The sequence below is a fragment of the Paenibacillus sp. FSL H3-0457 genome, assembly GCF_037981725.1.
GTDB classification, from domain to species: Bacteria; Bacillota; Bacilli; order Paenibacillales; family Paenibacillaceae; genus Paenibacillus; species Paenibacillus amylolyticus.
This window is the reverse complement of sequence record NZ_CP150283.1, coordinates 2,306,619-2,327,818: the sequence shown is the minus strand read 5'-3', so window position 1 is coordinate 2,327,818 and position 21,200 is coordinate 2,306,619. Positions and strand designations below refer to the sequence as shown.

Below are 21,200 nucleotides of genomic sequence, written 5' to 3'. Positions count from 1 at the left end.
AAAGTCTTACGTCTTTTTCTTGCACTTAAGTACATAATCACATTCTATGAGTACATAGATATAGAAATGCAGTATGCTGATTGCCAAAGCATAACGTTTGACTGTACGGTTAAAGATCATGTATCATACTTATTAGTAAGAAAAATTGGGCGTAGTCTAGAAATTCACAAGTGGAAACTACAATTCCCTACATTTGAACTTGCAAGCGAGGTGAATATCATTGGGGATATGAAACTTTTTCGGATTGGCGAACTCGCCAAGACCGCTGGTGTTAGTGAACGGACGATTGATTATTACACAAAGCTTGGACTAATCGCTCCCGAAGAACGTACACAAAAAAATTATCGTCTCTATAGTAATGAAACTTTAACGAGGCTTGAACGTATTGTACAGATGAAACAAGAGAAGTATAGTCTCGACGAGATTAAACAATCTCTTGAGAAGTGGCGTCTGGTTAGTACAGAAGAACAAGTTGCCAGCAAATTGACAACATTGGAACTTCACGTACAACAACTTGAGCGAGAGGTTAACGAACTCAAACCGCTACTTGGAGAGATGAAACCTGTACAAGCACGTAAAATGATGGCAGGACTCCTCACCAAAAGTGCCGGTACAATGGAGGCACTAAAAATCTTGCTTGAGAACACCATGATGTAGCTTATTCTTAGAAAGCGGAGGAATGAATATGAGTTTTAATAACGGTATGTTCGTATTGATCATTATCGCCTTTTTGCTCTCTTTATGGGCGCAATTTCGCGTTAAAGGTACGTTTAGACGTTGGTCGGAGGTACCGAACCAGAACGGAATGACTGGTTACGATGCCGCTCGCCAGATGCTTGATGCTAACGGCCTGCATGATGTTCCAATTGAACCTGTACGTGGTACACTCTCTGATCACTATGATCCGATCAATCGGGTTGTACGTTTATCAGAACCAGTATATTACGAAAACTCAATCTCAGCTGTTTCGGTAGCGTGTCACGAAGTTGGCCACGCCATTCAGCATAAAGAAAGTTATCCGATGCTGGCACTGCGTCACCGGATCTTCCCAATTGTGAACTTTGCATCCGGATTAGCTCCATTCCTGTTAATTGCAGGATTCATCTTCAATGCCATGAACCTTGTAGGTATCGGTATCATCTTCTTCTCCGTAACTGTAGCATTCCAACTCATCACTTTACCGGTTGAGTTCAATGCAAGTAATCGCGCTAGAGAGATTATGGTATCCGAAGGGTACATCCGTAATGAAGAAGAAAAAGGTGTTGCAAAAGTTCTGAATGCCGCAGCCTTGACTTACGTTGCTGCAGCGTTGATTTCACTGCTTGAGTTGATTCGTTACATCGGAATCTTCAACAGCCGCGATTAATTGGATACTTAATACAACAAAAACAAAAAAACAATACCCCACCGTTAATCGGATGGGGTATTGTTTTGTTGTAAACCGAAATAATCAAGCAAGAATGAACGAAAGGACTGAGCAACCAGCGGCAGTTTATCATGCGCACGATGAATTAACCCGATAGTTCGCGTTACTTTTGGATGGGAGATAGCCACATGTGCCGGTTGCAACGGATTCGTCTGGAATAACGCCATCTCAGGCAACAGACTGACCCCCATGCCCGCAGCGACCAATCCGCGGATGGTGTCGGTCTCTTCCCCTTCAAAAGCGATCTTGGGTGTAAAACCAGCTTCCAGACAGGCATGCCATACAATAGGTCGAAGAGAATAACCTTTGCTAAACAATACAAATTTATCATCCTTGAGCTGTTCAAGCGCAATTGTCTCTTCACCAGCTAACGGGTGATTAGGAGGAAGGATCGCATGTAATTCTTCCGTGAGTACAATATCGCCATCTACTTGATCATGCTTTTCTGGAAAAGGAGAAATGAATGCCAAGTCTACCTCTCCGGATAACACATCACGAATCAGCGTAGGGAACATCCCCTGCTTGAATCTGAATTTCACGTTGGGGTAGCGCTGACGGAAAGCAGCCACCACGGAAGGAATGAGATGAATCCCCAGGCTATGCGGAAACCCAATTCGAATCTCTCCATGCTCCGGGTCCAGAAACTCATGAACTTCCCCAACTGCCTTGTCCAAATCTTTTAATATACCTTCAATTCGTTTGCAAAAAAGCTGCCCCACTGCAGTCAACTGCAGGTTTCGTCCCTTTTGCATAAAAAGGTCCACGCCCAGTTCTTCTTCCAGCTGATGAATCTGACGACTCACCGCCGACTGTGCCACATGCAACTCTTCAGCAGCCTGTGTTACATGTTCCTTCTGTGCCACTTTCAAAAAGTAATGCAACTGTCTTAATTCCACTCGCCTGATCGCTCCAATCTGTTATACCCTACTTATCCTTGACTGTATTCCATCTTGAGAACGTTCTGACTACCGCTTTAAGCTGCGGGGTTTCCACAATCTGATCAACAGTCCGTAAATAAAGAATCCACCCAACAATCCGCCAAGGTGAGCCATCCAATTGATGCCTGACATGGCAAAGGAGAATATGATTCCGAACAAAAGCAATGTGTACATCGTTTTGCGCGAAGCCTCGTCCATCATCGTTCGCTGGAACAGCGCTACATACAGGAATGCACCATAGACGGCATAGATCGCTCCTGAAGCACCTACCGAGATGGTAATACTCCCAACCGAGTTGTACCACGCAACAGCAAGAATATTACCCAATACACCGCCACCCAGGTACAATACACCATACCTTACCGACCCGAGCAACCGCTCCATCGGTGGAGCAAATACAATTAACGCAAAGCTGTTAAACAATAAATGACCGAAGCCCGCATGCAGGAACATGGATGTAATGTAACGCCACCATTCATGCGCGAACAGTTCATGATTCGTAAGTGCCCCAAATTTCAGCAGCACCATATTGTTCGTTGATCCACCGTTCACCGTTAACACAATAAACATGACTACATTGGCAATTAAAAAAAGCGACGTCAAAGGGAAATACTTCAAATAACCTTTCCAGTTCTCATAGCGAATAAATATCATAAATTTCTTCTTTCACTCCACCCTGTTCAGATCGGACTTACATCTCTGATCCATCGTAATGGTACATGTCCGAATTGGACAATGCCTTTCATAAAAGATTATAATGGATTTTGGCACGGATCACCAATTTATAAGGAGGAACATTATTATGACACAAGAACGTACAGGCGCAGCCACATTTAAAGGCAACCCTATTACATTGATCGGACCCGAACTGAAAGTGGGCGATCAAGCACCTGATTTTACACTGAGCAAGAACCTGGTTGAGGATGCTTCCCTGAAAGACTTCGCAGGCAAAATCAAATTAATCAGCGTTGTTCCTTCCCTGGATACTGGCGTATGCGATGCGCAAACTCGTCGTTTCAACGTGGAAGCTGGAGAACTCGGAGACAATGTTGTTGTCTTGACAGTCAGTGTTGACCTTCCGTTTGCTCAGGCTCGTTGGTGTGGAGCAGCTGGTGTTGACCGCGTAGTTACATTGTCAGACTACAAAACACGTTCTTTCGGTGAAGACTACGGCGTTCTGATCAAAGAATTCCAACTCGACATGCGCTCCATTTTTGTTTTGGATGCCGAAGACCGGATTACATATGTGGAGTATTTGCCTGAAATGACAGACTCCCCTAACTTCGAACAAGCGATTGCTGCTGTAAAAGCTTTGCTGTAGAAGTTATCATACGTTCAGAACAAAAGCGAGGAAGGTTAACCTTCACTCGCTTTTTGTTATTTATCATCTATTTCAATCATTTGCTTTATACTTGCTTAGCTTTTTATCCAGTACAGAGAATAAGTTCATAATCGTGCGATAATTGGAACCCAAGTCTCCAAGTGAACCACGTGAAGCTGAATACATATCCACCGCACTGCGAACAGGACTTACTGAGATAATGGAAACTGTAATATCCATCGTCCGTCCAAAGGTAGTCCGCTTCTCCAGAATAACTTCTCCAACAGAAGGCACTTCATGCAGCACTTTATAACCCGGAATCTTTTTGAGTGTCGAAGAGACCTCTTCCCAGGCTCTGTCTTTGGATAAGTTATAATACCGTGTTTTTAATTTGGGATCCTTGGCTCGATCGCTGGTCCCCTCCATGCTGCGGATGATACCGACGAGCGTTCTCTTTAAGGTCAAGACCCTTCCTCCTTTGATTGTAACCGTTCCATTTATGTATCTTAGTGTAACATTGTTCAAGTAGTAACAAAAGGGCAAGCATCATATTTATCATAAAACCAATCAAAAACATTCATCACAACTTAAAAACACCCTGAAATTCCTTTTGTAGAGGAAAAGTCAGGGTGCTGTACATGAAGATTTAGGAACCCGCCTATGCCGTCCGGCTACATTGTCTTATGAACCTGCTTGGCAGGTGGGTGACCGCAAAAATGCTTTTTGAAGTCCCCATGTCGTATAGACAGGGCTTTTCAGCAACATTCTGTGTTGATCTCCCGAAGACATCATCATTGGTTCAAAACAACGAATAACCGAAACGTACATCGCAGGATGTACAATTATTATATCCCTAACTGTGTAAAAAGTAAATGGCGATTCATCATGTTTTATTTTTGCAATGTAATGTTTTTGTCGTCTGATGGCTCAGGTGTTTCACCATTCTCTGCTGATTGTTCAGCCAGCGCAGCAGCTTCCTCTTCTTCCTTCTTGAGTTGCATCTTCTCCATCTGCTCCTGCATCTTGTTAAAGGTTGCGTAGAAGTTAAAGAAAGCAAACCAGGCAATGATGCTGATAATGAAGAAAACAAACAAGACCGGATAACGGAAACCGATGTAGAACAGCAATCCACTTCCCAGCAATGTGGAAAATACACGGAATGGTCTGATCAGCGTAAGCAATACCGCGTTTTTGATAATGAGTCCGATGGACATATGATAATGTACAACCATCGAGAAAAAGTTAAAGAGTGATACAAATAACAAGAGCAGCAGTACTAACATAATGATTCCCACGAGCTGCATATTGCGGAACTGCGTCATGTACACTGTATAATCCAGATACATAATCGCGAATAGCAGTGTGTAAAAAATACCCCCAATTAAACTTTGCTTGTAGTTTTCCTTGTAACCTACAAAGAAAGTACGGAAGATCGGTACATCCGTATCGCCCATATTCCATTTACGAACAACCGTAAACAGCGCCGAAGTCGCCGGGAACAGTGTAAGCGGTGCCACAATAGCTATAGCCCAGTTCATTTGCAATGATTCGTTTGCGAGGTTCTGCTGCATCACGAGCAGTTTCATAATCAAGAAAAACAAGAACGGAGACGAACAAATAGCCCACAACAGATTGGTTGCGGCCAGTCTCGTAATCCACTCTGTAAGCCGGTAGATCCCACCCATAGCTCCTTTAAATTCCAAACATTTCTCCTCCTCTGCAGCCTTGCGAATTACCTGAAGTCTAATATTAATATACCTTATTATAGATAGGAAAAGCCAGTACTTCCCGAAAAGAGATCGTCATTGTCCTTAGCAAGCGCTTCTGGCCGCTTCTGGCAGTGAAATAAAATGATGCAGTCACTTTGAAAATAAAAAAATGGAGCAGTTGCCCGCTCCATTTTTCAGATCATACGTTTATATTACTCGAAAGAAGAATCTTTCGCTGGACGACGTCCTTCGTTACTGCTTGGACGCGGTTTGCGGTCACGATTGTAACCACCTTCTCTGCTTCCACCGCCAGTGCTGCTGCCGCTGTTACGATCACGGTTGTAACCGCCACGTCCGCTGCCACTGCTGTTGCGATCGCGGTTGTAACCACCACCACTGCCGCCGCTACCACTTGTGCGGTTACCGCTGTAACCGGATGGTTTACGTCCGCCAGAGCGAACATCCGGTTTACGACGTTTTGCACGGATTGGATCTTCAGGAGTCAGATCAACTTGAGCATCTTTCTTGTCACCTGTCAGGAGCTTCAGTGCAGCCGACAACAGTTGAACAGAATCATATTGCTCAAGCATTTGAATCGCAATACCTTTGTATTCGTTCAGTTCGCCTGATTGTACGATTTCCAGCAAGCGCTCTGCTGTCAAACGTTGTTTACCTTCAACCGCTTCTGCCATTGTTGGCAGTGGTTTGCGTGGAATACGGTGACGTGTTACACGCTCGATGAAGTGCAAGTGATCAATCTCACGCGGTGTAACGAAGGACCAAGCAGCACCCTCTTTACCCGCACGACCTGTACGACCGATACGGTGAACATAGCTCTCCGGATCTTGCGGAAGGTCAAAGTTAACAACGTGAGTTACGCCAGATACGTCGAGACCACGTGCAGCCACGTCTGTTGCAACGAGTACGTCAATGCTGCCGTCACGGAACTTACGCATTACCGCATCACGTTGATTCTGGGACAAGTCACCATGAAGACCGTCTGCAGAATATCCACGTTTTTGCAAAGCTTCAGCCAATTCGTCAACACGACGTTTTGTACGTCCGAATACGATCGCCAGTTCAGGAGATTCCATATCCAACAAACGGCTCAATGCTTCGAATTTTTGACGCTCAGGTACTTCGATATAGGATTGGTCAATCAATGGTGCACTAACATGTTTCGGAATCACAGAAATGTGTTCAGGATTGTTCAAGAATTGTTGTGCCAATTTTTGAATGTTAGGAGGCATTGTTGCTGAGAACAGCATAGTTTGGCGCTCGTCTGGAACTTGTTTCAGGATGGATTGGATATCCTCCATGAAACCCATGTCGAGCATTTCATCTGCTTCATCCAGTACAACAGTTTGTACATCATCTAGTTTGATTGTTTTGCGGTTGATGTGGTCAAGGAGACGTCCAGGTGTACCAATGATGATCTGTGGTTTTCTTTTCAGTGCACGGATTTGACGCACGATATCTTGTCCGCCGTAGATTGGCAGGGAGCGAAGACCTTTGAAGCGAGTGAGTTTTTCGATCTCTTCAGCAACTTGAATTGCAAGTTCACGTGTAGGTGCCATAATAAGGGCGCGGATTTTCTCGTCACTTTTTGAGATTTTGCTGATCAACGGAATACCGAATGCAGCTGTTTTACCCGTACCTGTTTGAGCTTGACCAATCAAATCTCTGCCTTCGAGTGCCAAAGGAATCGCTTTGGATTGGATCGGTGTTGCTTCTTCAAACCCGAGCTCAGTGATGGCTTGCAGCACCAGTGGTTCAAGATTGAAATCTGTAAAGTTTAAATTTGTCAAAATTATTCATGCTCCTTTTATATGGTGGACATGGTGGACAATCCACTTTGTTGTCTGTATTCTTAAGTAGCGTTAATATTTATAGGGTATCCCAACGGGACGAATTATTTTCACTAACGAATATAATTCCATGAATGGGTCCCCAACATAAGACTAAAACTACATACATGTGTTTGAAACATTTCAAAATTTTATTGCTCCATTTAGGAAAAGTTTCCTACTCAAGAATATCCACAAATTATTATATCACAAAACAATTCAAGATTACCAGCAATCTGGTTTTAAATATAAATGAGGTGATTAAATTGCCCAAAATAATTTGGCACTCTTTAGTGATCATTTTGGGTGCTGCAGCTATTGCCTGCGGCTTCAACTGGTTTTTGGTCCCCCATCAGCTTTTAAGCGGCGGGGTGTCCGGTATTTCAATGCTTCTGGGTTATTTTACAACGTTGAATCTTAGTATAATGTATTTTGTTCTTAACATTCCCCTGCTCATTGCAGGTTGGTTTATTCTTGGACGACGCTTCATTACATTAAGTATTCTTTCGGTAGCAGCCACTTCCTGGTTCATTGCGCTTCTGCCTGTTTTTGCTGTGGCTACAGACCCTTTACTTAGTTCTGTATTTGGCGGTGTGCTTATTGGAATGGGCACTGGCGTTTCCTTCCGAGTGGGCGGCTCCACAGGAGGACTCGACATTGTTGGGTCCATTTTCACGCGTAAACGAGACTTTCCGATTGGTACAGTAATGGCCGGTATGAACGGTACGATCATTATGCTTGCAGGATACCTGAGTGACAATTGGAATACAGCCTTGGCCTCGATGGTATCCATCTACATTACAGGCAAAGTGCTTGATCTGATCCATATCAGTCACGTCAAAGTAACACTGTACATTATTACAAACGAAACCGAAGCCATGTTAAAAAAATTACTTGTTCGGCCTCGTGGAGTTACCAAAATTAAGACTCAGGGAGCCTACACGGATATTGAGAAGGACATGCTCATGACCGTCACCACCCGCTACGAGTTGGTTGAAATTAAACGTATTATCAAGGATACAGATCCAAACGCTTTTGTTAACATTGTGGAAACGGTTGGTGTTATGGGTTCATTTCGCAGAAGTTGAGACACCTGTACGGTTAACAATTCACAACATTGTGGTATAATAACGGTGTACGGCTCCTAAATATGTTGTATAGCAGGTTCAACCCTTCAATTTCACAGGCCATATGCTTTCCCGAATCGCGCCGAATGACTTACCATTTTGGAATTCGAGTAGGAAAGGGTGATTATTGTGGATATGGAAACGGTAAAACTGTTTGAGATTGTCAACAGATGGTGCCCGGAAATGCTCCCTTTCTTGAAACCGAATGAACTCGACTCACTGATTGTCCTCCGGGATGGGCTGGGCATCCTGGAACAGGGAGACGCAATGGAAATCATTCAGTACAGTATTTGTGAGCATCAAAATGAGATTTACATTCAATAATTTTTTTCAGATTGATCACGCCGCTTCTTGCAGGGGATTTCCTCAGCAGGAAGCGGTTTTCATTTTTTCCATGTGTTTCATTACTTGATTAATATGGTTAAAAGCCCAGAGGCTTTAATGTATAATTCATACATGGAATGCACACATAAGGGAGTGGAAATGAATGAACATGTTTTGGGCTTTAATGGCTATGGCCTTTGGAAGCTTTGGTGGTGTCCCCGCAGTGGCGGACCAGGGAAATCCTCAATTCCAATCGTTAACCAACAGTTTTAACACCGCAATTATCCAATCTCAAAAAGATCAGGTTGTTATTGATGCCGATAACCCACCTGCCAAAATTGATCCTCAACCTGATGCACCCGTGGTCAAAGGTATCTATGTAACGGCCTACAGTGCCGGCGGTGCACGTATGAAAGAATTGCTGGAACTGACCGACAGTACAGAACTGAATGCCATGGTCATTGATATCAAAGACGATCTCGGATACATAACTTATCCCACAGAAAACAAAGCGCTTCAGAAAATGGGTAAATCGCAACCTTTTATCCGGGATATCGATGCCTTGATGAAACGATTGCAAAAACATGAGGTCTACCCGATTGCACGTGTCGTTGTATTCAAAGATACGATTCTTGCCAAGAAAAATCCGGAGCTCTCCTTCCGCAACAAGGATGGATCTGTATGGGCAAATGGCAAAGGCGACAGCTTTGTGAATCCGTACAGCAAGGAAGTATGGGACTATAACATTGAGATTGCAAAGGAAGCTGCCAAGCTTGGATTTAAAGAGATTCAATTTGACTACGTTCGTTTCCCGGAAGGTTTCGAAACTCGAGCCGATGTACTGAAATATACCAAATCTGACAAGTCACGCGTCGATGTTGTGGCTGAATTCGTGCAATATGCACGCAAGGAGTTGGCCCCGCTAGGTGTTCGTGTCTCGGTTGATATTTTCGGTTATGCCGCTTCTGTACCTGCGGCTGAAGGCATTGGACAGGATTTTGTTAAAATATCCGAAAATGTGGATGTCATCTCACCGATGGTATACCCTAGTCACTATTCTACTGGCTGGTATGGGGTCAAGGACCCTGACAAAGATCCTTACACAACCATCAAGGGTTCAATGGAAGATACACACAAGAAACTGGACCCTACCAAAGAACTCAAACCTGTCATTCGTCCGTGGATCCAGGACTTCACAGCAAGCTGGCTGGGCAGTGGGCATTATGTCAAGTATGGCAAGAAACAAGTGGAAGACCAGATTCGAGCGATGAAAGACATGGATGTGCATGAATATCTGCTCTGGAATGCGTCCAACCGTTATACATCAGGTGTACAATATAAGTAATCCGCACTCTTTCATACTTCTCATTTCATCCAACCTCGTTCTGCTTGAAGCGGAGCGAGGTTTTTTGGTGTTCATTTTTCTCTGTACACCCCTACTCTGCTTTCTGTCCCTATTCAAATTGATCAAAATCCACTACAATAAATAGCTGTCCAGATATGACACTTGGATGACATCTCTTCAGAATAGCGAGGCACTGCCAGTGAACATGAACACAACAAGTTTTTCCCAAAAAGTGAAGCAATTCCTGATTATATTTTTGCCCATCTTCACCACTCAAATCGCCCTCTCTGCCATGTCGTTCTTCGACACGAATATGTCAGGCAAGTTTTCTCCGGCCGACCTTGCAGGCGTCGCGATTGGCACAAGTCTGTGGATGCCAGTTCAAACTGGACTAAGCGGGATTCTGATCGTTATTACACCTGTCGTTTCCCATCTGTTAGGTTCCAAACGTAATGATCAGATTGGGTATAACGTCATCCAGGCGCTGTATCTCGGGATTGCAGTCAGTCTCGTCGTTATCGGAGCCGGGGCGTTGTTACTTGGCCCTATACTGAACGGAATGCCTCTGGAGCCCAGGGTTGCCCAAGTCGCCTTCTATTTTTTGTGCGCACTCGCTTTTGGCATTATTCCGCTCTTCGGATATACAGTGCTGCGCAGCTTCATGGATGCACTTGGCCAGACACGGACTACGATGTTCATTACGTTGGTTTCCCTGCCCGTTAACATCTTTCTAAATTATCTGCTAATATTCGGCCGCTGGGGTTTTCCACAATTAGGCGGTGTTGGTGCTGGTGTTGCTACAGCATGTACATACTGGCTGATCTTTCTTATTAGTCTCTTTTTTGTCCATCGGGTCGAACCTTTCGCCCAGTATGGCATTTTCCGTCAATGGACCCGTGTCTCATTCTCCAAATGGAAAGAGTTACTCCAGATTGGAGTGCCCATCGGATTTGCGACTTTTTTCGAAACGTCCATCTTCGCTGCTGTGACTTTAATGATGAGCCGTTTCGATACCACAACCATTGCTGCCCACCAGGCGGCGCTGAATTTCGCTTCTACGCTCTACATGTTGCCTGTGAGCATATGTATGGCTCTTACGATCCTTGTGGGCTATGAAGCAGGTGCGGGGCGTCTGAGAGATGCCAGACAATACAGTCTGCTTGGAATTGGTGGAGCCATCGGGCTCTCACTGCTGACAGCGATCGTGTTGATTGTGTTCGGCGAACAGATTGCAGGCGTGTATTCAAACGATCGAGAGGTCATTGCACTTACGCAGCATTTCCTCATCTACGCCATTTTCTTTCAGATCTCGGATGCGATTGCTACACCGACCCAAGGAGCATTGCGTGGCTACAAAGATGTTAATCCGGCACTGATCATTACGTTCATAGCGTATTGGATTATTGGGTTGCCTGTAGGTTATCTAACTGCTACGTATACTTCACTCGGTGCCTTCGGATACTGGATCGGCCTCATTGCCGGCCTTGCTGTAGGAGCAACAGCGCTTCTCTGGAGACTCTTCCTGGTACAAAAACAAGCCGCACTCCGCAAGGCGTAACATCGGAACACTTACTTACTTTGGAAAACAACAAAAAGAGCACAATCCTCGTCAATGCGGGATTGTGCTCTTTGCTTATGAATCGAATTATTGGGACAAACGTTGTGCAAGCTCGTAAGTCACCATATCGAAATCTTTTTTTGTGTTAACCACTTTATCAATATCCGTCAGGGTAAGTTCACCCTTGATAATGCCACAACCTTTGTCTGTCTCGCCTGCAATCAGACTGCGAACAGCGAAGTCGCCAAGACGGCTTGCCAAGTTACGGTCGAAAGGTGTTGGCGTACCCCCACGCTGAATGTGACCCAGAACGGTTACACGCGGCTCATACGTTGGGCAACGTTCCATCAGTTCTTTTGCTACATCTTCACCCTTGCCCACGCCCTCAGCAACGATAATAATACTGTGACGTTTGCCGTGTGCAAAGTTAGCTTTCATCCGATCTGCTACTTCGTCCATGTCAAACGGAACTTCTGGGACAAGAATCGTTTCAGCACCCGAAGCAAGTCCGGCATGCAGAGCGATATCTCCACAGTGACGACCCATAACTTCAACGATGGAAGAACGTTCGTGTGAAGACATCGTATCACGCAATTTGTTTACTGCATCAACTACTATGCTTACAGCTGTATCAAATCCGATGGTATAGTCGGTGAATGAAACATCGTTATCAATCGTTCCTGGCAGACCCATGGTGTTAATGCCCAGCTTGCTGAGTTTGTTTGCTCCGTTGTAGGAACCATCCCCACCGATAACAACCAGACCGTCAATGCCACGCGCACGCAGAATGTCCGCACCTTTTTGCTGACCTTCAGCGGTATAGAACTCCTTGCAACGTGCCGATTGAAGAACCGTTCCCCCACGTTGGATGATATCCCCTACACTCCGCAAATCCATTGGGAAAATGTCATTATTCAAAAGACCCTGGTATCCACGTTGAACTCCAAATACTTCGAGACCGTGAAACAGTCCGCTGCGAACAACCGCACGAACAGCCGCGTTCATCCCCTGTGAATCACCACCGCTCGTTAATACTGCGATTTTCTTTACTGCTGTCATGATGTTTCTTCCTCCTCTAGTTTCACTTCAGGCTCCGCAATATCACACCTGACTTACATATTTTTCCGTATCCAGCGACTGAAAATGAAGAAAAATATTCTTGTGATCGGACTATTTTTCAGCAGACGTTTGGATACAACGCGAACTTCCTGTTGTTCGCTAACTTTGGGATCAGACAGGTAAATGGCAATCAGTCCTTCGATGATCATCCGGTGAAAGGAGCTTCCCGGAATCTTCTGCACATCGCTGCGTGCCATCTCCACAATAAAAGCAATTCGGTCCAGCATTGTCTCCACATTCTCATAATAGTTGCAGAAGTTGAGATCTCCCCCGATGCGGTCCTCATCCTGATCAATTAAATAATCGAGCATAATGTGCAATGCGCATACATGTGGGAAATAGGCCGTGTGGATCGAGGCCGCTTGCTCTTCAGTCAACTGATCGTCACTCGCAGCCAGAAACAGCATGAAAACGCCCAGTGTAGAGCCAGTTGCAGCAGCAAATTCGTTCCAACGAAACTGAGGTGTGCGATGACGATGCTCCGACCACCATTCGAGCAGTGCCGTTTCTCTCAGTTCCGGCTTGATATGCTTATATACCTGCAGGTCCGTGTATAGGCCTGCCAGATCCTGAATTTGGGGCTTGGCGGACGTATAGCCTGGTAACTGACGGGTCAGTTCCTGACATGTTGTCACCAGATTCCGCAGATATCCACCGTCATCCTGCTCCTCACGGAGGGCATAATAATTGACGGGAATTGCTTCGGGATCTACCGCATCAAGCATGGATTGATGGAGAAGACGAAAGTCATCCGGGTCCATCGACGTGCTGCGGTCGCACAGATTGTCCAAATAATCACTAATAGTTTGATATGAAACGATCAGCGGAATCAGAATGTGCCTGTTGGGCAAATCAGCCAATGCGTAGACGGTTCCGCCTTCACAGTGAAACTGTTTATCCTTCAGACTGGCAAGTGCCTGTGTACGCAACTCCTCATTCGGAATCGCCTCAGCTTGAGCACGCCATCCATTCAGTGCCTTCCGTGTTTCCGGAATGGTGTATTTGTACACCCCTCTCATCAATGCCAGCGGTCCACGCGGATATTGATGACGTTTTCGATTTGATTGGCTCAAAATAAATGTGCCTCCACTTGGTTGAATACGTATTAGAGCGATTTTTAACCATTCCTATTATAATATGATCCCCTTAATTGTACAAATGATCTGCCGTATATTCCGCATAAAAAATCGCATCCGCGCCCAAAGCTTTGTGATATACTAGGCATATTTCATCCATCAAAGGAGTCGTTGACATGTCGTCAAGTGAATCACTTTCGTGGAGACGGTTATTTTCTTTTTTTGTGCCACTTGGCATTTCCGCCTCTCTCGTCACCATTTCTCACGTCATCATAAACAGCACATTAGCACGTTCCGCTCATCCCGAGACGGTTATTGCCAGCTATGCCATCGCCGGTAGCTTGTTAACCCTCACGGAACGCCCCTCCACCCTGCTGCGGCAAACCTGTTCCGCACTGGTCCGCGATCGCCTTTCCTTTCAGGCCCTCACGTTTGTGACCAAAATATTTCTTGCCTGTGTGCTTCTCATTGGGTTTCTTATCGTATACTCTCCCGTTGGTACCGGGGTGTTCAAATACTTGTTTGGTGTAAGTCCGGATCTGCTGAACAAAGTCATCGACGTATATGAAATTCTCATGTATGTAAGTATCTTTTCAGTGATCCGCAACATCTATCAGGGGATCATCATTACGAATAACCGCACCAAGTGGTTAACCATCGGGATGGTATTCCGTTTAGCCGGAATGTACGGCCTATCCCTCTATTTCATATACACAGACAGCATTGACAGTGGACGTGTAGGCGCTATCATTTTTGCTACTGGCATGATGATTGAAGCGCTTGTCAGCTTTCTGGAGGGTAACAGCATCAAGCGCAAGATGCCAGCCAAGCTTGAGGATCATCCCGTCGAGAGCAAGGGAGACGTATTTCGCTTTTATAAGCCACTGCTTTTATCCAGCTTTGTAGCGCTGTTCATAGGACCGGTTATTAACATCGTACTTGGCAAAACGACCGGGATCGCACTAGCCATTTCATCCTTTGCCATAGCAAGCAGTCTGATGCAGTTGATGCTAAGCTTCTTTACATACATCCATCAGATCGTGCTGAATTTCTACCTTGTGGACGCCAAATTGGTACGAAAATTTGCACTTGTCACCGGATTTATTCCGTTTGCGATGATGGTGTCGATTGCCTATACCCCCTTGGGACCATGGGTACTCGAAAATGTCATGAGCGTTCAGGGCGAACTTTTGCAACAAAGTCTGTGGACACTGCGTGCGTTCGTCTTATTTCCACTGATCTTCCCTTTTCTGGATTTCAGCAATGGCCTCATTCTGCTTCGCGGTCAGACAAAAACGATGTTTCGTTCGCAAACGGCGAATGCAATCTGCACGGTGATTGTGCTGCTTATACTGGTTAGTATTTTTCCTGCGTGGAACGGCATGATTGGCGCTGTAGCCCAATCCCTTGGCCTGCTCGCCGAACTTATCATTGTCTGGCTTGTCATCCGGCGCACGAAGCAAGAACCTACGATGTCCGTGCCTAGAGCCCGTAAATCAACATCCCTGAAAGGGTAATAAAATCATTGAATTGTTATCAGGATTGGAGTCTCTCATCATGAAATTAAGTCACAACGCCCGCCCGGACCAGAACTGGCTGCGGGCTCTCATGTTCACCATCTTTGGTTCCACCGTCCTGGTGGTATCCTACTTCCAGCTTTACTTCAGTCATCTGGGCTTCAGTCGGGCTGAGATTGGATATCTCTACGGAATTGGCCCCCTCATCTCTGTGTTCTCCAATATGTTCTGGAGCATGGCCAGCGACCGCTACCAAACGGTACGCAAAGTGATGATCATTCTGCTTGGTGGTCAATTGATCACAGGAATCATGCTCGCCAATGCGACAACTTTTGGTCAGGTATTTGTACTCGTGACCCTGTTTTACTTTTTCTATTATCCGGTCTATCCACTCTCCGATACGATGGCTATTACAACGGCCAGCAAGTACGGCCGAAATTTCACTTCCATTCGAGTCTTCGGATCGATCGGTTATGCCTTCTTTGCATTAAGTATCGGGTATTTCCTTGGATCTTTTGGTCCAGCATGGACGATTTGGGTCTGCGTTGGTCTTGCTGCAACTACACTATTGATCAGTTTTCAACTGAAGGATCAACCTTCGGGGAGCAGTAGCAAAATGGACCTATCGGGGTTATGGGCTATTTTGAAACGCAGAGATGTGCTCACTTTTTTTGGCTGTGTATTTTTGCTTGCCATGGGACATCGCATGAACGAAGCATTCCTTACCATCACGCTAAAAGATCTGGGTGCCAGTGAGGGGCTGATCGGCTGGTCTTTGCTGATCTCTTCCGTAAGTGAAATCCCCATATTTCTACTGCTCAGCAAGTATGGAAACCGTTATAAAGAACTGCCGCTAATTGCTTTTGCTGCACTGATGTATACGGTTCGTTTGCTTCTCATGTCCGTCTCCGATACACCTGCAGCTGTTGTTGCGATTCAGACGATGCACAGTGTAACCTTTGGTATTTTCTACGTTACGGCGGTCCGCTACATCATTCGCCTAGTTCCGGACGGCTACAGAGCTACAGGTATGGCTTTGTTCACCATTGTCTGGTCCAGTGCTTCGGGACTTCTTAGCGGAACGTTGGGCGGACTGCTGCTGGAACATGCAGGCAGACAAACCTTCTATCTCACCGCTATGGCTTTCTCCCTGGCTGCACTGATCGGTTTCGGATTGAAGTTATGGTCCAGCATGACCAATCGTGTCTCCTGAACACACAGGGAAACTTCCATCGTATTCAACCGTTATTTAAACTGAAAATTTTAGAATCAAAAAAAGCACAGCCTCCCATGGGGGGACTGTGCTTAGGTTCTTAATATTCAGCTATAAATTTATAATATATAAGAAGTCCGTTAGCCGGATAAATTCTTACAGTTTGTTTACGTTAGCTGCTTGAGGACCACGGTTTCCATCAGTAATTTCGAATTCTACCGCTTGACCTTCTTCCAATGTTTTGAAGCCATCTCCTTGGATTGCGGAGAAATGTACGAATACGTCCTCGCCGCCTTCAACTGAAATAAAGCCATAGCCTTTTTCTGCGTTAAACCATTTAACTGTACCTTTCAAATGAAAAACCTCCTAAAAATATCGCCATCTATGGCGAATACCCTTATTATACTGTATGGGCTTCCATTTTGCAATTTATCTTTCCATAAATGTCGAAAAAATTTGCTTTGAATCGTAGGGTACGGTATCATTTTACCAAAACCGTTAGTTTGGAGACTACCTATGATAAAAAAACATGAAATATACAAAACAGACAAGTGGAATATGATGACCGTAGAAGTTCAAGGCAAATATCTCGTACTGCGAGAAATTTCGGAAGAGTGGGGCGAAGAATGCCATACATTCCTTAGCCGTCCTGCATTAATGCACTGGGCTGAACGCCGTTTTCCAAAAGCAGATTTTGAGAACCGTGAGGATGAATGGCGTCAATTGATGGCTGCCTTCAAAGGGGTCTAACCCATGCAGCTTGACTCAAGCAATGTCGTCATCTTCATTATCCTTGCCTTCTCCCTTGGTATTGTGCTTATTCTGGGACGCAATTCCATCCCGGATCGATTAAGACGGGGAATGGCGCTTATTGCTACCCTGCTCATTTGTTTCGCCTTTTTCCTGATCGTTTATTTTCTGTATAACATGGGAGCCTAATCACGGGGACCCAGATGCTCAAATATTTCAACGTGCCTAAGGTCATACTATACGAGATTATTCGTATCGTAAGGAGGAAGGCCGTTGAAATACCAGAAATCGCTATCTGTTATCCTGGTACTTAGTCTGATTCCTTCGTCTCTCTCCGCACAGGCAAGCGAGACGAAGGCAGCTTCGTCCATACATTCATCAGATCATCAAAGGGGGATTTCCATGAGTCAATTATTGAAACGTTCCGAGGTGCCGGCTGAACATAGCTGGAAACTGGAAGATTTATTTGCCGATCAGAAAGCCTGGGATCAAGAATATGAAGAAGTATCGTCTTTGACCAAGAAGGCCTCCGAATTCCAAGGCAAACTGAATCAACCCGATGTACTCAAATCTTGCTTCGAATTCGAAGATGAGATCAGCCTCAAAATAGAACGCCTCTTTGTGTACGCACGTATGCATCAAGATGAAGACACAGCGAATCCTACATATCAAAACCTGTCCCAAAAAGCCCAGAAATTAGGCGTACGGGTTGGTGAAGCACTTTCTTTTGTCACACCGGAGATTCTTTCCCTGCCGGATGATCAGTTGGACGCATTTATTGCGAACGAAAAACTTTCTGCTTATACATTTACGCTGGAAGAGATGAAACGCGAAAAAGCCCACGTTCTTAGCCAAGCAGAAGAGGCTTTGCTTGCACAGGTAGGCAACCTTTCACAAGCACCACAGACAATCTTCAGCATGCTGAATAACGCCGATCTCAAGTTCCCAAGAATCAAGGATGAACATGGTAACGACGTTGAGCTGACACACGGCAGCTACATTCAGTTCCTGGAGAACCCTAACCGTGAAGTTCGCGAACGTGCCTTCAAAGCGGTATACGAAACCTATGCCAAACAGAAGAACACAATTGCGGCTGCCTTGAATGCAAATGTAACCAAAAATATGTTCTATGCTAATGTTCGGAAGTACCCTTCCGTGATGGAAATGTCCCTATATGGAGATAACATCCCAACGGATGTGTATACCAATCTGGTAGACACCATTCACGAGAGCCTTCCGTTATTGCATCGTTATATGGACCTGCGCAAAAAGTTGCTGGGTGTGGATCAATTGCACATGTACGATCTGTTCGCTCCACTCGTAGACGAATACAAAATGGATATTACCTATGAGGAAGCGAAACAAACGGTTAAAGACGGTCTGAAACCACTCGGCAAGGACTATGCTGACGCATTGCAGACTGGATATGATAACCGCTGGATCGATATATATGAGAATGAAAATAAACGTTCAGGCGCATATGCCTGGGGCGCTTACGGCACTCACCCGTATGTCTTGTTGAATCACAAAGATAACCTGAACAGTATGTTCACACTCGCACATGAAATGGGTCACGCTCTGCATTCACATTACTCGGATACAACACTTCCGTATCGTGATGCACAGTACACCATCTTCCTGGCTGAGGTTGCATCCACAACCAACGAAGCGTTGCTGATGGATTATCTGCTTAACAAATCAACAGATCCAAAGGAAAAATTGTATCTGTTGACCTATTATGCCGACCAATTCCGTACAACGGTATTCCGTCAGACCATGTTTGCTGAATTCGAGAAAATTATTCATGAACGTGCGGAACAAGGTGACGCATTAACACCACAATTGTTATCCGAGATCTATTATGATCTGAACGTTAAATATCACGGAGAAGGCATGGCTGTCGACAAAGAAATTGAAATGGAATGGGCTCGTATTCCCCACTTCTATAACAGCTTCTACGTTTACAAATATGCTACAGGCTTCTCCGCAGCAACAAGCTTTTCCAAGCAAATCCTGGAAGAAGGCCAACCGGCTGTTGACCGATATCTTGGCTTCCTGAAGAGCGGTGGCAGTGATTACTCCATCAACATTCTGAAAAAAGCAGGTGTGGATATGTCTACACCACAGCCAATTCGTGAAGCTATGAGTGTCTTCAAGGAACTGATTGAACAGATGGAGCAACTAACCAAATAAGGTTGTCTTTCCATGTGACCTGCATCCCTTGCCCTTTCGGGCAGGGGATTTTATCATCATTGCAAGATGCAACATACCCGAATATGGGTAATGCATATCTAGTTCTCAATTGTTCAACAAGGAGGCAACACCATGAAAATGCAATGGGCACTCATAGCAGGTCTTGTTTTTGCACTGCTCACGGGAATCTTTGCGGTTATTAATGTGGATTCCGTACAAGTCAACCTGTTATTTAACACGGTACAAATCCCGCTGATCTTGCTGATTCTCGGCTGTACCCTGATCGGTGGAATTATTGTAGGGTCATATGGCATCTATCGCCAATACAGACTGCAACGTGAGAATAAACAATTGAAATTGCGTGTATCTGAATTGGAAAGTTCCGCGACAAGCAAATCTACGTTGGATTCTTTCAAATCGATGGATTCGCTTGACTCAAATGAATCCGACAGCCTATTGGAGAATGATTCGACCCAGAGTCAGCGCAAAGGAAACCCTACGGGAACACTGTAACCAATCAGAGACAGCCTGCTGGCGAGTCAGGAATGGTAGTATCACATTCTCTCCCCCAGACAGGCTGTATTTTGTTTCACACCATACCCATGATCCGAGGAGGAAATTACACAATGAGTTTTACAATTGATGAATCATACGTTCTGTCTTTCCTGAAAAAATTGTTGGATACACCAAGCCCAAGTGGTTACACACATCATATTATCGAGATGATCCGGAAGGAAGCAGCCGCACTGGGCATCGCCTGTGAGCTGAATAACAAGGGCGGTGCGGTGCTTACATTGCCCGGACAGGACTCTTCCAAGACAATCGCTTTAAGCGCTCACGTGGATACGCTAGGGGCCATGGTACGCTCAATTACATCCTACGGCACATTGAAGCTTACCTCTGTCGGTGGATTTTCGATGCAAAGTATCGAAAACGAATATTGCAGCATCCATACTCGGGATGGAAAAACATACACAGGCACCATTCTCTCCCTTCATCCGTCTGTCCACGTCTATCCGGATGCACGTACCTTTGAACGGTCCGAGAGCCATATGGAAGTTCGAATCGATGAGGTCGTCTCCTCCAAGGAAGATGTGTTGAAACTCGGGATCTCTGTCGGCGACTTTATCTCCTTTGATGCTCGCGCAGTCATCACGCCGAGTGGTTATATCAAATCACGTCATCTGGACGACAAAGCCAGCGTGGCTGCCCTCTTTGGCATCCTTGAGTCTGCACATCGTGAAGGCTGGAAACCATTACATAACGTCTCTCTGCTTATCTCGAACTATGAAGAAGTTGGACATGGCGCATCATATATCCCTGCGGAAATCAGTGAAATGATCGCTGTAGACATGGGAGCTATGGGTGATGACCTAAGCTGTAAAGAAACCGACGTTTCCATATGTGCCAAAGATTCTTCTGGCCCGTATGACTATGATATGACTAGCCGTCTCATTGAACTGGCCAAACAAGATGGAATGGATTACGTCGTGGACATTTATCCCCACTATGGCTCAGATGGCAGTGCAGCATTACGCGGAGGAAACAATATCCGTGCAGCACTGATCGGTCCTGGAGTTCATGCATCTCATTCCATGGAGCGTACACATAAGGATGCTGTCCTGAATACGGCACGATTGCTCGCAGCCTACATTACAACCAAGTAAAACAGAATCATTGATCGACGAAATTGTCATGAATAATATCCACATGTTCGTCTAAGCAGAAGGCCCCTTC

At 45.3% G+C, this 21,200-nt stretch carries 22 protein-coding genes and 1 other RNA gene; 14 read left to right on the top strand and 9 right to left on the bottom strand.

The genetic code is table 11. The annotated features are described in order from the left end of the window. The first annotated feature begins 228 nt into the window (after positions 1–228). Together MHH25_RS10515 and MHH25_RS10510 are read left to right on the top strand one after the other, a co-directional pair. On the top strand, positions 229–657 hold the full coding sequence (locus tag MHH25_RS10515; RefSeq protein WP_017689377.1) for a MerR family transcriptional regulator: 429 nt from the start codon (positions 229–231) through the stop codon (positions 655–657). 28 nt (positions 658–685) lie between these two features. Further along, positions 686–1,366, top strand: coding sequence for a zinc metallopeptidase (locus tag MHH25_RS10510; protein ID WP_036609646.1), 681 nt, complete (start codon positions 686–688; stop codon positions 1,364–1,366). A gap of 44 nt (positions 1,367–1,410) precedes the next feature. Here the strand turns inward: MHH25_RS10510 and MHH25_RS10505 are convergent, their stop codons facing one another. Together MHH25_RS10505 and MHH25_RS10500 are read right to left on the bottom strand one after the other, a co-directional pair. Further along, entirely contained in the window at positions 1,411–2,322 is a 912-nt protein-coding gene (locus MHH25_RS10505) for a LysR family transcriptional regulator (protein ID WP_036609648.1), read from the bottom strand. Between the two features lie 69 nt (positions 2,323–2,391). Further along, positions 2,392–3,018 (bottom strand): rhomboid family intramembrane serine protease, encoded by a 627-nt coding sequence (locus MHH25_RS10500; RefSeq protein ID WP_036670140.1) that lies wholly within the window; start codon positions 3,016–3,018, stop codon positions 2,392–2,394. A 148-nt stretch (positions 3,019–3,166) separates the two neighbouring features. Between MHH25_RS10500 and tpx the strand changes: the two genes are divergently transcribed. Beyond that, positions 3,167–3,685 carry a thiol peroxidase gene (tpx, locus tag MHH25_RS10495; protein WP_036609653.1) on the top strand — a complete coding sequence of 173 codons (519 nt, stop codon included), beginning with the start codon at positions 3,167–3,169 and terminating at the stop codon, positions 3,683–3,685. 72 nt (positions 3,686–3,757) lie between these two features. Here tpx and MHH25_RS10490 read toward each other — a convergent pair whose 3' ends face one another. The 4 genes from MHH25_RS10490 to MHH25_RS10475 form a co-directional block, all read right to left on the bottom strand. Continuing rightward, entirely contained in the window at positions 3,758–4,150 is a 393-nt protein-coding gene (locus tag MHH25_RS10490; protein ID WP_017689382.1) for a DUF1499 domain-containing protein, read from the bottom strand. Positions 4,151–4,332: 182 nt separating this feature from the next. Further along, positions 4,333–4,524: non-coding RNA, 6S RNA (gene ssrS, locus MHH25_RS10485), on the bottom strand. 51 nt (positions 4,525–4,575) lie between these two features. Beyond that, positions 4,576–5,388 carry a DUF624 domain-containing protein gene (locus MHH25_RS10480; RefSeq protein ID WP_036609655.1) on the bottom strand — a complete coding sequence of 271 codons (813 nt, stop codon included), beginning with the start codon at positions 5,386–5,388 and terminating at the stop codon, positions 4,576–4,578. Between the two features lie 218 nt (positions 5,389–5,606). Continuing rightward, positions 5,607–7,202 (bottom strand): DEAD/DEAH box helicase, encoded by a 1,596-nt coding sequence (locus MHH25_RS10475; protein ID WP_047842381.1) that lies wholly within the window; start codon positions 7,200–7,202, stop codon positions 5,607–5,609. A gap of 305 nt (positions 7,203–7,507) precedes the next feature. On the opposite strand from MHH25_RS10475, the gene MHH25_RS10470 reads away from it, so the two are divergent. From MHH25_RS10470 to MHH25_RS10455, 4 genes are all read left to right on the top strand, one after another. Then, positions 7,508–8,329 (top strand): YitT family protein, encoded by an 822-nt coding sequence (locus MHH25_RS10470; RefSeq protein ID WP_036609659.1) that lies wholly within the window; start codon positions 7,508–7,510, stop codon positions 8,327–8,329. A 174-nt stretch (positions 8,330–8,503) separates the two neighbouring features. Further along, the gene (locus tag MHH25_RS10465; protein WP_029880762.1) at positions 8,504–8,692 is read left to right on the top strand and encodes a hypothetical protein; all 189 of its coding nucleotides are present in this window, start codon (positions 8,504–8,506) and stop codon (positions 8,690–8,692) included. A 163-nt stretch (positions 8,693–8,855) separates the two neighbouring features. Further along, positions 8,856–10,037, top strand: a complete 1,182-nt coding sequence (locus tag MHH25_RS10460; protein ID WP_340019945.1) for a putative glycoside hydrolase — start codon at positions 8,856–8,858, stop codon at positions 10,035–10,037. 205 nt (positions 10,038–10,242) lie between these two features. Beyond that, complete coding sequence (locus tag MHH25_RS10455; RefSeq protein WP_340020484.1) at positions 10,243–11,595, top strand: MATE family efflux transporter; 1,353 nt, start codon at positions 10,243–10,245, stop codon at positions 11,593–11,595. 87 nt (positions 11,596–11,682) lie between these two features. Here MHH25_RS10455 and pfkA read toward each other — a convergent pair whose 3' ends face one another. Together pfkA and MHH25_RS10445 are read right to left on the bottom strand one after the other, a co-directional pair. Then, positions 11,683–12,654 carry a 6-phosphofructokinase gene (pfkA, locus tag MHH25_RS10450; protein ID WP_036609663.1) on the bottom strand — a complete coding sequence of 324 codons (972 nt, stop codon included), beginning with the start codon at positions 12,652–12,654 and terminating at the stop codon, positions 11,683–11,685. A gap of 53 nt (positions 12,655–12,707) precedes the next feature. Then, complete coding sequence (locus MHH25_RS10445; protein WP_017689390.1) at positions 12,708–13,787, bottom strand: tetraprenyl-beta-curcumene synthase family protein; 1,080 nt, start codon at positions 13,785–13,787, stop codon at positions 12,708–12,710. Between the two features lie 179 nt (positions 13,788–13,966). Here MHH25_RS10445 and MHH25_RS10440 point away from each other — a divergent pair, with 179 nt between their 5' ends. Together MHH25_RS10440 and MHH25_RS10435 are read left to right on the top strand one after the other, a co-directional pair. Then, a complete protein-coding gene (locus MHH25_RS10440; RefSeq protein WP_047842380.1) occupies positions 13,967–15,307 on the top strand; it encodes a multi antimicrobial extrusion protein MatE in 1,341 nt (446 codons plus the stop codon). A gap of 40 nt (positions 15,308–15,347) precedes the next feature. Further along, complete coding sequence (locus MHH25_RS10435) at positions 15,348–16,520, top strand: MFS transporter (RefSeq protein ID WP_036670134.1); 1,173 nt, start codon at positions 15,348–15,350, stop codon at positions 16,518–16,520. 156 nt (positions 16,521–16,676) lie between these two features. Here MHH25_RS10435 and MHH25_RS10430 read toward each other — a convergent pair whose 3' ends face one another. Next, positions 16,677–16,874: a cold shock domain-containing protein gene (locus MHH25_RS10430; RefSeq protein ID WP_017689394.1), complete on the bottom strand. Its 198-nt coding sequence runs from the start codon at positions 16,872–16,874 to the stop codon at positions 16,677–16,679. A 162-nt stretch (positions 16,875–17,036) separates the two neighbouring features. On the opposite strand from MHH25_RS10430, the gene MHH25_RS10425 reads away from it, so the two are divergent. From MHH25_RS10425 to MHH25_RS10405, 5 genes are all read left to right on the top strand, one after another. After that, a complete protein-coding gene (locus MHH25_RS10425; protein WP_017689395.1) occupies positions 17,037–17,270 on the top strand; it encodes a hypothetical protein in 234 nt (77 codons plus the stop codon). 3 nt (positions 17,271–17,273) lie between these two features. Beyond that, positions 17,274–17,459 carry a hypothetical protein gene (locus MHH25_RS10420; protein ID WP_036609669.1) on the top strand — a complete coding sequence of 62 codons (186 nt, stop codon included), beginning with the start codon at positions 17,274–17,276 and terminating at the stop codon, positions 17,457–17,459. Between the two features lie 213 nt (positions 17,460–17,672). Beyond that, positions 17,673–19,463 carry an oligoendopeptidase F gene (gene pepF / locus MHH25_RS10415; RefSeq protein WP_076318715.1) on the top strand — a complete coding sequence of 597 codons (1,791 nt, stop codon included), beginning with the start codon at positions 17,673–17,675 and terminating at the stop codon, positions 19,461–19,463. A 132-nt stretch (positions 19,464–19,595) separates the two neighbouring features. After that, positions 19,596–19,976 (top strand): lipopolysaccharide assembly protein LapA domain-containing protein, encoded by a 381-nt coding sequence (locus MHH25_RS10410; RefSeq protein WP_036670132.1) that lies wholly within the window; start codon positions 19,596–19,598, stop codon positions 19,974–19,976. 113 nt (positions 19,977–20,089) lie between these two features. Continuing rightward, positions 20,090–21,130: a M42 family metallopeptidase gene (locus MHH25_RS10405; RefSeq protein WP_076318418.1), complete on the top strand. Its 1,041-nt coding sequence runs from the start codon at positions 20,090–20,092 to the stop codon at positions 21,128–21,130. Positions 21,131–21,200 lie beyond the last annotated feature (70 nt).